This is a genomic window from Metamycoplasma canadense (assembly GCF_000828855.1).
GTDB lineage: Bacteria > Bacillota_I > Bacilli_A > Mycoplasmatales > Metamycoplasmataceae > Metamycoplasma > Metamycoplasma canadense.
Window position 1 is genome coordinate 506,547 of sequence record NZ_AP014631.1, and the last position, 13,414, is coordinate 519,960.

A 13,414-nucleotide genomic window follows, 5' to 3' on the forward strand; every position below is an offset into this window, starting at 1 on the left:
TAAAATGAATAGCAAAAATAAGGCTTTATATATTATTTTAATAATAGTTACTTTAGGTTTTATTATAATTTACTGACAAAAAAAATATAGACAATCAAAAATAAAAAATTATTTATCAAAGAACACTAAATTAGATTTTGATTTTGAAACATTAATTAAATATTTAGGTGGAAAAGATAATATTGAAAATGTTTCATCGACTCATAAGATTTTAAAGATTAATTTTTTAAATAGAGATAAACTTAGCATTTTAAAATTAAAACAATTAAATGGAATAAGTGGCTTGACTATTCAAAGTAAAAGCATTTCTTTAGTTGTTGGAAATACAGCAAAACATATTGAAGAATTAATTAATGGAGCAAAATAAAATGAGCGTAAATAATAACATAAAATATCAAACATTAATGGCTAATTTATTAAATATTGATAATTTAGATTCATCTTTATTTAGTTCTGTGGATAATGAAAAATTTTTTGATGTTTTAAAAAATTTTGGTGAAGAAACATTTGATAAAATATATAAAAATTTTGATATTCATTGTGTATTAACTGAAGTAGCTAATAGAAATATTGCTCAACAGGTTTCACAAGCAAAAAATAAAACCGAAGTAATACAAATTTTTAAAGATTTTAATAAAAAAATCGATGAAAATATCTTTAAAATGTTGACCTCAAATTTTGAGAAAGCTAGAAATTTAATTATTGCTAATCAGGAAACTGAGTTTCAAAAATCAATAGTAAAATGAAAAAAAATATTGAATAAAGCTCAAAATATTAATATTGAAACCAATATTTGACCATTACATATTGGGTTTTTTTATATTTCAATAAAAACAGAAAATAAAACAATATATGCCCCACTTTTTTTTAAAGAAATCGTAATTGAAGTCACAAATTCATTAGTTTATTTACATTCCAATTCTGATATTAGATTAAATAGTAAGTTAGTAACTTTTTTAAACCAAGAAGGTTTTTCATTAAATGTTGATTCATTCGATTTTAGTAATTTATCAATTGAAAATGTCTTTAAAAAAGTTAAAGAAACATGGTCTCCTTTATTTAATATTCCTGAAACATTAAAAGAAGGCATTTTGAATTTAACTGTGGAAAATATTAAAAATTCAGCAATAGAATTTCATCCAGGAATTGTTTTAGGTTTTTATAATGTGTCATCTGGTTATTTATGAAATCAAATGAAAAAAATTATTGAAAATAATGAATTTGATTCTATTTTAAATCCTAATTTTAATAAAAATTTATATCGTGAAAAAGTTAATAGAGTTATTTTTGATAATAAATTTAAACTATTTAAAATCCAAGAAACAAATTTTTCACAAGATGTTGCAACAATTTCGTCGTTATATCAGGATACAATAATTTGAGGTCCGCCGGGAACTGGAAAATCTCAAACTATTTCTAACTTAGTGACTAATATAATTGCAAGAGGATATACCGCTTTGGTTGTTAGCCAAAAAAAAGCTGCCTTAGATGTTTTAAAAAATAGAATGAAAAAATTATCAATATTTTGTCTTTTTGCTTTGAATGATAAAAATTTACGCCAAGAAAAATTTTATGAACCATTAAGGGAATTTATTCATTTATTAGAAAACTTTCAAACTTCAAAAAAAGAAGACGGTTTTAGCGTCTTTAGCGACGAAGACGAAGCATATGTTGATAATGTTAATTTAATTATACAAACTCCTAATTTAGATAATATAATTAACTTTTACAGCGGGGTGATGAATGGAAATTTTACAATTGATACATATCAAAAATTAAAACTTTTGGATCAAAATTTAAAATATAATATCAACGCCGATTTTAAAAATATAAAATCAATAATTAAAGCATTATATGAAATTAATTATGGTAAAAAACATTCATTTTTTACAATTACTCCAAAAATAATAAAAAAAATGGCAGAAATTTTAGTTGCTGATGATAATTTATCAACGATCAACATTGATGAAGCCTTAAAATATGTTAATAAAGTTACTTTTGAGGAAGTCGATCGGTTTAAAGAAGAATATAAGAAAATTTTAATAAATAAAACTGAATATTTAAATGATGACCGTACTTTAGTAAGAATGCTGCTTGAAAAAACATTTGAAAAAATGAGTAGTTTTAATGATGAACAAAAATCATTGTACACATCTTTTGCTATGGCAATTAGAACAGGACATTTAAAGCCATATAAGTTTTTTCATAAACATAAAGAAATGATAAAACTATTATTTCCTATTATTGTTACAACTCCTGAACTTGATTTATCTATGTGAAAAAAAGAAGAATTCGATTTTGCAATTTTGGATGAATCTTCGCAAATGTTTATTGAAAAAGGCATCCCAATTTTATATTTAGCAAAAAGAAAAATTTTAGCTGGTGATAGCCAACAAATGCAACCAACCAGATGATTTTCAGCTACATATAATTTTGATGATGAAGATGATTTTGCAAGTATTGAATCGCTTCTTGATTATGCGAGAGCCAGAGGTGTTTATTCGATATTATTAGATAAAAACTATCGTTCAAAAAAAGCAACATTAATGACTTTTTCTTCAAAACATTTTTATGAATCAAAATTAGATGTTATTGATAATTATGAACTTTCACTATCGAATGAAAAAGCTATTGAAGTTTTTCAAGTAGATGGACAATGGGATAATAGTATGAATGTTGCTGAAGGTAACAAGGTTATTGAGCTTGCAAAAGAAAATTTATCAAAATACAATAAAATAATAATTTTGGTATTCAATGTTAAACAACAAGAGTATTTAGTTAATAAAATTTTTGGTAATGATCCAATATTAGAAGAAGCCTTGACAAATGATAAAATTGTTTTAAAAAATATTGAAAATATTCAAGGTGATGAAGGTGACTTGGTTATTATGTCAGTCGTATATGATAAAAATACATCTTTATACAACACATATGTAGCAAGAAAAGGCGGAAAAAATGCTTTGAATGTAGCAATTTCAAGAGCAAAAGAAAAAATATTTGTTGTTAAATCAATTTATGCAGATGATGTTGAAATAACAGAACGATCAACAACTGATATGATTATGTTTAAAGAATGACTAAAATTTTTAGATTTACCACTATATAAACAAAAAAATTATTTAGATAAACCTGATGATTTATTAGCAACTAAAGTTATTGTGATGCCAGAAGATATCAAATTTAAAATAGATGTACTTGATGAACTAAGAAAATTACTTGATACAAATAATTTAGAATTTCAAACCAATTATCCAGTTGGTACTAAATCAATTGATATTGTTTTAATTAATAAAGTAACAAAAAAACTTGTACAAGGTTTTATATTAGATAACTTTGCTTATAAAAATGATTACCGTAAATATTTAATTTTTAAAGATAATATTAATTTTTTAGAATCTAAAGAATACCCAATTATTAAAATTACTGAAATTGAATGACCAATTATGAAAGAAAAAATATTTTCATATGTAAATTCATTGATACAAAATGAAGAAAATGAAATAAAATCTTTTGATATTTTAAATTCTAATGAAGAAAATAAGAATGATAGTTTTTTAAAAACAAAAGAAATAGAAGTTAAAAATAACAAGATTTTATTTGAAAATAATATGAATAATTTAAATCTAGAAAAGCAAATAGATCTTAAAAATGAAAACGAAATGAATGAATCTAAAAAAATATTAGAAAATATAAGCGAAGACGAAATAGATGATTTTTATGTCGAAGAAGAAGAAAATCATTTATTAACTTTAAACGAAATAAACGAATTTGAGCATGATTTAAATATTAGTGAAGATAAATCAATTGAATCAGAAATAATTGACACAATGACTGATGATTTTAAAACACAAGAAATTTCATTTGATGAACAAAATAAAGATTTAGAAACCTTTATAAAAAGTGAAGATAATGAAGAACCTGAGGATATTGAAAGTATTAATAAAAACTTATCTAGAGAAGTTTTTGAATTAGAATCAGAACCTGAAAATAAAAACGATTTTATACCTTTAAATATAATTGAACCTAAAAAAGAAAATAAAGTAAGTGTTACAGCAGAAGAAGAAACCTTATATAAAACTTTAGAATTTAGTATTGATGATGTTTTGCAAAAAACAAAAGACGAATTAACAATTAGTAAAACAATTGAACAAACAACTGAAATTGAAAATTTTGACTTTAGATTAATTGATGATCTAAAAATTAATGAAGATATAAATCAAGAAACCGAAGAGAAAAATTTTGGTTTTTCTGAATTAAATCAAGAATTAAAAGAAGATAATAATCAAGTAATTGAAAATGATATTGACTTTGAAACTCAAGAAATTTCAATAAATAATACTAAGAATGAAGATAAAACAAAAACAATGGAAATAGAAAAACTTCCATTATTTAATGAACAATCAGCTGAAAAAATTATTGAAGATTTTAGTTTAGTAGATAAAGAAGAAAAGACAACAGAGTTTGAAATTGGAGAATAATTTTGAAAAAAAATAAGAAAAAACTGGATATTGATTGAGAAGATTCGATTGATAAGGATGTAAGCCCGGAAGACCAATTAAAACATAAAAAACATGCTATTGCAGCAGTTAAATCAAAAAAAATAAGAAAAATATTATTTTGATCTATCTCCTTATCAGCACTTGTTGGAATAGCAGGGTTAACTATAGGAATACAATTAAGCAAACCTAAAAAAGCATTAATTTATTGATATAGTAAAATAAAAAAAATATCTTTTTATGATTTAAATAATAGCGATAATAATTTAATTAATATAAAAATAAATAAAAATCAAACAATTAAAGGGACACCAGAGTTTGTTCTTGGTGAAATTGCAAACAACAATAATAAGCAAAATTTTGATTATTTATTTAAAGAATATGCAACTTTAAATTTTTTAAAAAATAATATTAACGATTGAAATATTGAATATGAAAATTTTGTTATTGATAGTATTTCGAAAAATATTTTATTTACTGATTTAGTTTTTAAATTAAAAAATTCAAGATCTATTGAATTTGTTATAAGAAATTTTCCAATTAAAACATCAGATGAAACAGAAAAATATAATACAAATTCAATTAAACAAAAACAAAAACAATTTTCTAAAGAATTTATTAATAAAACAAAAAATAAACTTCTTTATAAACTATTTTTACCTATTGATATTAATGATAATTTTTCAGAAGATAGAATTAATAAATATAAAGAAGAAGTAAAAAAATATATATTATTATTCAATAAAAAAATAGAACAAGCTAAAAATAATTTTTATAGTTTAATAGATTTATCATGATATTTTAGTGAAATTTTTAAAATTAATGATATTGAATCTATAAGATTTGTTTCAAACTTTGTTACGGAAACAAATAATTTTTATTCTCCAATAATTTTTAGTTCACCAATTGAAATTAAAAATTTTGATAATGCTGATTGGAAAAAGAATTCATTTTTATCTTTTAAAGGAAAAATTCTTACATTATCAACTAATACTGAAAAATTTAAAGGAAAAAAAATTCAATATGGTATTTATATTGACCCAACTGAAGAAGAATTAGATTTTTCAGTTCCGCTATATTTCGATAAATTTAAAAAATAATATTAATTAATAATTAATCAAAAATGAATTAATAAACCTCAATTTTTGACAAATAAAAAATAAACTACTTTGTTTTTAAAATTAAGAGTTTATTTTTTATTTATATTAAATAAGTTCAAGATCTTTATTTTTTTGTCATGGAGATTTTTTGTTAATGTGATCAATAAATAAATTTCCTTGTAAATGATCATATTCATGTTGAAATACAATAGCTGTATAACCATTAACTTCATATCTTTTAATTTTTTTATCAAAGTATGAATAAGCTTCCATAATAATTCTTGAATATCTTGGCACATAACCTTCTTGATTTGGTCATGATTCACTAACACTTAAACATCCTTCGCCTTCAGAAATTGAAATTTTATGTTCAGAATGTCCTAATAATTTAGGATTTATTAATGCATCATTAAAAATTACATTATTGTTTGCATCGACTATTAAAATATAAAAAATGTTTTTAGGAATACCGTATTGAATAGCGGCGACACCAACGGCCGGTCTAAATTTTGTATTTGGTTTTTGACTATCATTAACATGATAAATCATTTTTTCAATCAATAATGTATCTTCACTTGTTAATGGAATTGGAACATCTTGTGATTTTTCTCTTAATATTTTTTCTGGTAATTGTACTAATTTTACGTCTTCAAATTTAAACATAAATAACATTATAATCGATAATTATTTAATTAAAATAATTTTTTTTGTTATTATTTAAATTAATATTATAAATATTTATATTTTAAAAAACGGAGATTACATAAATGGAAGACCCTAGTCCCTCACTGCACACTTTATTACCTTGGCAGTATGCTTTATTAATAGTTTCTTTAATTTTTTTACTTGTTTGTTCAGGTATTTTTTCAGCTACCGAAACAGCTTATACTTCCTTAACTAAGGCTAAAATTGAAACGATGGTTGAAAGAAAAGTTAAAGGTTATAAACTTATTGAAAAACAACATAATTTTTTTAATAGAACTTTAGGAACAATTTTAATTGCAAATAACTTAGTTAATATTGCTTCTTCTACTTTATTAGTATATGTTTTAACACAGGCCTTCGGAGCACCTAAGGCAGGTTTAGCCTCAATTATTTCAACAATTGTTATGACCCCAATCATAGTTTTATTTGCAGAAATAATACCTAAAATAATTGCTAAAACTAGAGCAGAAAAAACAATAATTAGTTTTTATTGATTTATTGAAATGTTGTATTGAATTTTTATTCCAATAACATTTCCTATATCAAAAATTGGTAAGAAAATTTATATTACAAATACTGAGGAAGATGTTAAGAATTTAATAAATATTGCTCAAGATGAAGGAGTTTTAGAAATTAATGAATCAGTGATGGCACAAAATGTTTTAGATCTAGATTCAACTAAAGTATCACAACATTACATTAAATTAAAAAATGTTGATTACATAAATTCTAAAGCAACAATGCAAGAAGCATTATTAATGTTTAAAGAAACAAATTATTCAAGAATACCTGTGGAAAAAGATGGTGAATTAATAGGTATTTTATTGCTTAAAGATATTTTCTTTTTACAAAGAGGAAATATTATGAATTATATTAAAACTGTTCCAAGAATTTCAGCTAATTCTTTATTATCGGTTGCTCTTGAAAAAATGCGTCAATCTCGTGCGCAAATGGCTTTTGTTACAGAAAGTAATAATGATTATAAGGCAATTGGAATTATAACTATCGAAGATATTTTAGAAGAAGTTGTAGGTGAAATATATGACGAACATGACAATGATGAACAAATATATGAAATAAGTTTAGAAAGATGTGAAGCAAAAGGTTCAGTATTGATGAAAACATTGTGAAAACAACTTGAACTTGAAGACTATTTTGATTATTCATTAGACGAAAAAGAAAAAAATCAGACACTTTCAGTTTGATTGCAAAATAAGATTGGCCATAGTTTAAGAAAAAATTCTAAATTTAATTTAGATAATAAAATATATTTTAAAGTTTTAGAAAAGAAATCTAAAGATAAAAAATATGATTATATAGAAATTGATTGAAGCAAATAAATAAAATTATTTTTTTAAATATAATAAACCCTAAAAGTTAGATGTATTAAATTAGAAAAAATTTTAGGGTTTATTATATTGCAATGTTAACTTTTTTATACTATTTTAGTACCAAATTTTGCCAAATTAAAAAAAATGAAAAAAGAAAATTATTTATAATCACAAAAAATTAAAAGGCAAAAAACTAAAGAAATTTTATTAACTTTTGTTTTTTTTAGCTCCCTTAACAACATTACCAGTAATATCAGCAGCTTGTGATAATAAAAAAGAAGAAACTACAAAAAACATTCAAAAACCAGATGATTCTGTTGATAAAAAACCAAAATAGGTAAGTAAACTAGCTAGAAAAACAAAAAAACAGTGAACAACCAGCTGCTCTAAAATGTTCAATCTTCTTATTTTAAATTAATGAAATTTGAATTAAATGTTGATAACAATGGAAAAAGAATAATTAAGAAATAATAATTATTTTAAAAATAGTAAAGAATGAACAAAATCAATAATTTGCTATGTTTAAAAGTACGTTAAAAAAGCAAGAAAACTTTGAATTTAAAGACGAATCCAAAAAATTGAATTTATATTATTTCTTGTTCTAAATTGACTAAACAAAAAATAAAGACAAAGAATTCATTTTAGATAAACTTATATTTAAATAAGAACAAAAGAAGAATTTACAATAAGTAAAAATCAATAACTTAAATTTACTTTTAAAAATGTAACTAAACTATTTCTTCTTAATCAAAATCAAAAAATAAATTAAAAAATAAGTTCGAGTGTAGTAACACTTGAACTTATTTATTTTTTTATAATTTAGTATCCCATAGCTTCTTCATATTCATCTAAATTACCATAAAAAAGAAAACTTGATTTAGGTTTAATTTCAAGTAAAACGTTTGCACATTCTTTAATCATAGCACGGTTGTATGTTGTAAAAATACATGAGCTTTTATATGATTTAATTCCTTCAATTAAACTATCAATTGATTCTGAATCTAAGTGATCTAGTGGCTGGTCGAATATTAAAAAGTTACTTTCTTCTAACATTAATTTTGACATCATTAAGCGAACTTTTTCACCACCGCTAGTAACTTGAACATTTTTAAATACGCTATCATTAGAAAAAAGCATTCTTCCTAAAAAAGCTCTCATTCTAGCATCACTATTATCTTTTGTTTCTTGTGTCGAATTATTTAAAGGTCATTTACTTAATCAATCAATGATTGTTTCTGATTCTAAAAAAAATTCTTGATTATTTGAAGGAAAATAATTTGGTGATATAGTAATACCTCATTCTACTTTTCCAGATGTTGGTTTTCTTTTTCCGATTAATATTTCAAGTAATCTGGTTTTGGCAATATCATCATTTCCAATAATAACCATTTTATCACCCGGTTTTAAGGAAAATGAAACATTTTCAAATAATGTATCACCAGCTTCGTTTACATATGTAAGATTTTGAACATTTAAAATTTGTTTTCCTGGCATTCTATTTAGCTCAAATTTAATATATGGATATTTTCTTGATGATGGTTTAAGTTCGTCTATAACGATTTTTTCAAGTAATTTTTTACGACTTGTTGCTTGTTTTGATTTAGATGCATTAGCTGAAAAACGAGCAATAAAATCACGTAATTTTTGAGCTTGCTCTTCTTTTCTTAGATTTGTTTTTTGTTGCATTTCAATTAACAATTGACTTGATTGTTTTCAAAATGAATAGTTTCCAACAAATAGTTTAGCTTCTGAGTAATCAATATCAATTATATGAGTACAAATAGCATCTAAAAAGTCACTATCGTGGCTAACAACAATAACAATATTAGGATAATCCATTAAAAAGTTTTCAAGTCATTTAATTGTTTTTAAATCTAATCTATTAGTTGGTTCATCCATTATTAAAATATCAGGATTTCCAAATAGCGCTTTTGCTAATAAAACTTTAACTTTTTCATTTGCTTTTAATTCCGACATTTTTAAATTTCATTTATCTGGTTCAATCCCTAAATTAGATAATAAAGTTTGAGCATCATTTTCAGCACTTCATCCACCCATTTCACCATAAATTTGTTCTAAATGGCTAGCTTTTTCATAATCTTCATTTGTTGCATTTGGATCTTCATAAATTTTATTTTTTTGAATATTAATTTCATATAGTTCCTTATTACCCATAATAACAACGTCAGTAACATTGAAATCATTATATTCATCTTGGTTTTGACTTAAAACACTCATTCTCGCATTTTTATCTTTAATAATTTGACCTTCTGTTGCTTCGATTTCTCCACTTAATATTTTTAAAAATGTTGATTTTCCTACACCATTAGCACCAATAATTCCATATACATTACCAGGTAAAAATTTAAGATTTATATTTGAAAATAATTTTTTATCTGGAAAAATTTTACTTATACCACAAACATCTAACATATTAAAATCCTCACTTATAATTTAATAATATTAGCACATATATTATTTAATAAATAAAAAAATAGTTTATAATTTATTTACTTATATTTTTTGCATCCTTAGCTCAGTCGGTAGAGCAAGGGACTCTTAATCCCTGGGTCGTGGGTTCGAACCCCACAGGATGTACCATATCAAAATTTTGAAAAATAAAATACCATTTAAATATGGAACAAAAAGTTAACACCGCGAGGTGTTAACTTTTTGTTCCATATTTAAAGCATTAGCGTTGCACTTGAACTTACTTCTAAGAATATTTTTTATTTATTTTAAAAGAAATATTTTTTTTAATAAATAATGATATTTATCTCTTGTATCTTGGTCATTAGGGGAAATTTCTTGTGTTAAATTTATCATTATAAAAAATAACCATTTAAAAGGTTATTTTTTAGGTCTAGGTTGTTTCTTTGCTCGGGTTTTTATTTGCTCAATAACTTCAGGATCAATATTTTGATATTCAGCAGGTTTAGAATCTTCTTTTTATTTCTATACTTTATCACTCACTATGGTATATGGATTTTTTTTATTTTCCAGTTTAGCAATGATATCTTTAACTAATCAATAAATATGTCAATCTAAGATGATAACTAATAAAATATTCGTTAGTAAAGCAAATAGAATATTCAGACCGAAGGCTATTTTTACTTTTTTAATATCAAAATCTAAATCACTTTTAAGTAAAATTGATAACATTCAGATTTTATTTACTAGGTTTACAATACCACAAAATATAAAAGCCCCAGCAAATAATATGATTGCTCCTAGAAAAAAACCTATTTTTATATCATTTTTTATTGTTAAAAATAAATCTTTATAATCAGGATCAACTTTATTTCAAAAATAATACATAAGTCCTATAAAAATTAGACTAATTGCGACTGAAATATATGAAAAAATATTAGTACGTTTTAAAAAATCGTTATGGCGTTGTAATTTTTGTTCAAGCATAATTCTCCTTTACAATAATATACCACATTTCAAATAGCGTTAACAAAAAAATAAAAAAGTATGTTCTCGGTAAAACACGATATCAATGTGCAAATTTATTTTGTGTATCTAGGTCATTAGGTTCAATATATGATTATTTTATAAATATCTTTTTTTGTTTAATGAATGTCATAGTTGTAAATCAGTTGGTAAATAATATATATCAGGTACAACTGAAAAGAAGTTAAAAAAAGATTTCATCAACTACTTTTTTAATAATTTTTCTTAGTTTATCCTCAGTTTTTTCTTTAGCAAAAAGAATGTCCTTAAATTCTTTAACCTCATTGTATTGATTTAATATCTTATTAAAAACATGTTGGATTTTATTTGTATTTTTCTATGATTTTAAGTACTCTTCAAGATAAAATATTATTTACTTTTAGCACCGTGTTGTAAATTCAATTTTTTTTCCTTGAAAACCATCATGTAAATATTCTAAATTAAGCCAGGTTCTTACACTTTGTCAATATTTTATTTCTTTAAGATCTTTCAATGAATCAATTTGTTTTGAAATATCATCGTTTCAATGTTTTAATTATTATAATAATTGTTCTGGATCCTTAGCAATTCCTGAATTTTATAAGTATTATTTTTTTTCCTAGTACTAAAGGTGTTAAGTTCGGTTTAGAAAGAGATTAGCTTTTTTTCTGTGATTTAATAATTTTGCTTTCATTATTTTTTTGTTAAAGGTTGAGTTTTTTGTTAGGTTCAATTTTTTCTTTTGTAGTTTTTTTAGTTTTGTTCTTCAAATTAAAATTAGCTTCTTTTTGAATTTGGTAAAAATTTAGTAATTAAATATTAATAAATGTGAATATAAAAAAGTTAACACTATGCAATGTTAACTTTTTATATTTCCTATTTTTCTTAACAAATCTAAAAAAATATTTATTTTTAAAATATTTTATGAATTATTTGTTTGTTTTAATAGTTCATTAATTGCGTCAATGGCATTTTGAACATCAATTGAAGTTGATTTAAAATTAATACGTTTTCTAATTTCTTCTAACTGTACAAGTTTTTCATTATCGCTAGACTTTTTAAATTCTTCTTGTGCTTTTAAGTAAACATCTTTCATTTCAACACCGATTGCTATTCTTTTTTTAATTCTTACTAATTCTTTTTCAGCATAAAGAATTCCTGCAAAATACACTTTATGTCTTTTATCTTGATTTTCTTTATCAAGAACTGTTTCAGTATATGATTGCAATGTTCTTCTTATTTCACTTTCATTACTATATTTTTTGAATAATTGTTCATGTGTAAGTATTAATGTAGCTAAAATTTGAGCATAAACATCCTCAATGTCTTCAACTTGACCCATTATGTAATGATAGGGTTCGGGGAATTTTAAGAATTCTTCTTCATTTTTTTCAAAATTAAGAAGATGTTCTTCTTCTAACATTGTTTCTTTTAGGTCTCTGTAACCATCTTGATAAGTTTTAACAACCTGTTTATTTTCTTTTTCTATATCCTCCACTTTTTTAGTGATTGATACTATTTTATCTTTAACTGTTAGCTCATTGTTATTGATGTAATTAACTAGATTTAAGTAATCTTGTTTGAATACAAGAATTTCAATATTTTCGTTGTAATAATCTAATAGCTGTGTATCTAAGCGCTCTAACACTTTTATATCACTTATTTTTGTCTTATCAAATTCGTCTTTTCAAGTAGTTAAAAATTGATTGATTTTATTGATATTATCACCACTTTTTTGGGTATTCATAAAATTCTTAATTCTATCATATTTAATTTTTAACTTAAATCACGTTCCTTCTTTAAAGAGTTTATCGTTAGTACCTAAGGCATTTTTTACCTTTGTCAGAGTATCTTTAAATTTTGAAAAATCAAGTGATTTTAGTTTTGGAGCAGGAGGAGGAGGAGTTTGAGATTTATTTTTTCAATATTCTTCAACCTTTTTATCATACTCAGAATATACATTTATTTGATCCTCATGTTCTTTTGAAATAGAATCTTCGATTAATTTATCAAGTTCTGTTTTATCTTTTTTTTCTTCTGGAGTTTCAGTTGGTTTACTTTCTTGCTCTGGTTTAACTTTGTTTTTAGCAATAACACAGGCAGTAATTCCACTAATCAAACTACTAATGAATGCAACACCACCTAATATTCCTAACAACATTCTATTTTTCTTTTTCATATTAATTATTTCATTCCTTATATATATATATATATATATATTCTACTAACTAAAAAAACTTTTTTATTAAAACCACTAAATTTATTATTTTACTTAACAAATTAGTGTTTTTTTAAACACAAATGTTAATTTTAAAATATAACAAACCTTAAGAGTTTTTTAATTTAT

9 protein-coding genes and 1 tRNA gene are annotated in these 13,414 nt (G+C 23.3%); 6 read left to right on the forward strand and 4 right to left on the reverse strand.

Annotated elements, in window-relative coordinates; genetic code table 4:
- Window positions 1-4: 4 nt before the first annotated feature.
- From MCAN360_RS05585 to MCAN360_RS05595, 3 genes are read left to right on the forward strand one after another with little or no spacing between them, the layout of a single operon-like run.
- On the forward strand, window positions 5-367 hold the full coding sequence (locus tag MCAN360_RS05585; protein WP_045433994.1) for a PTS sugar transporter subunit IIB: 363 nt from the start codon (window positions 5-7) through the stop codon (window positions 365-367).
- Window positions 354-4,478 (forward strand): DEAD/DEAH box helicase, encoded by a 4,125-nt coding sequence (locus MCAN360_RS05590; protein ID WP_231852589.1) that lies wholly within the window; start codon window positions 354-356, stop codon window positions 4,476-4,478. Before MCAN360_RS05585 ends, MCAN360_RS05590 begins: the two co-directional genes overlap by 14 nt.
- 2 nt (window positions 4,479-4,480) lie before the next feature.
- Window positions 4,481-5,596 (forward strand): hypothetical protein, encoded by a 1,116-nt coding sequence (locus tag MCAN360_RS05595; protein ID WP_045433996.1) that lies wholly within the window; start codon window positions 4,481-4,483, stop codon window positions 5,594-5,596.
- A gap of 105 nt (window positions 5,597-5,701) precedes the next feature.
- Here the strand turns inward: MCAN360_RS05595 and def are convergent, their stop codons facing one another.
- On the reverse strand, window positions 5,702-6,259 hold the full coding sequence (gene def / locus MCAN360_RS02040; RefSeq protein WP_045433999.1) for a peptide deformylase: 558 nt from the start codon (window positions 6,257-6,259) through the stop codon (window positions 5,702-5,704).
- Window positions 6,260-6,363: 104 nt separating this feature from the next.
- Between def and MCAN360_RS02045 the strand changes: the two genes are divergently transcribed.
- The gene (locus MCAN360_RS02045; RefSeq protein WP_045434002.1) at window positions 6,364-7,641 is read left to right on the forward strand and encodes a hemolysin family protein; all 1,278 of its coding nucleotides are present in this window, start codon (window positions 6,364-6,366) and stop codon (window positions 7,639-7,641) included.
- Between the two features lie 205 nt (window positions 7,642-7,846).
- A complete protein-coding gene (locus MCAN360_RS05815; RefSeq protein ID WP_280938732.1) occupies window positions 7,847-7,969 on the forward strand; it encodes a hypothetical protein in 123 nt (40 codons plus the stop codon).
- Window positions 7,970-8,451: 482 nt separating this feature from the next.
- On the opposite strand, the gene MCAN360_RS02050 is transcribed toward MCAN360_RS05815, so the two are convergent.
- The gene (locus MCAN360_RS02050) at window positions 8,452-10,065 is read right to left on the reverse strand and encodes an ABC-F family ATP-binding cassette domain-containing protein (RefSeq protein WP_045434005.1); all 1,614 of its coding nucleotides are present in this window, start codon (window positions 10,063-10,065) and stop codon (window positions 8,452-8,454) included.
- A 92-nt stretch (window positions 10,066-10,157) separates the two neighbouring features.
- Here MCAN360_RS02050 and MCAN360_RS02055 point away from each other — a divergent pair.
- Window positions 10,158-10,233, forward strand: a tRNA-Lys gene (locus MCAN360_RS02055).
- A gap of 354 nt (window positions 10,234-10,587) precedes the next feature.
- On the opposite strand, the gene MCAN360_RS05600 is transcribed toward MCAN360_RS02055, so the two are convergent.
- Both MCAN360_RS05600 and MCAN360_RS05605 read right to left on the reverse strand, forming a co-directional pair.
- Window positions 10,588-11,049, reverse strand: coding sequence for a hypothetical protein (locus tag MCAN360_RS05600; RefSeq protein ID WP_045434007.1), 462 nt, complete (start codon window positions 11,047-11,049; stop codon window positions 10,588-10,590).
- Between the two features lie 940 nt (window positions 11,050-11,989).
- Complete coding sequence (locus MCAN360_RS05605; RefSeq protein ID WP_045434009.1) at window positions 11,990-13,246, reverse strand: hypothetical protein; 1,257 nt, start codon at window positions 13,244-13,246, stop codon at window positions 11,990-11,992.
- Window positions 13,247-13,414 lie beyond the last annotated feature (168 nt).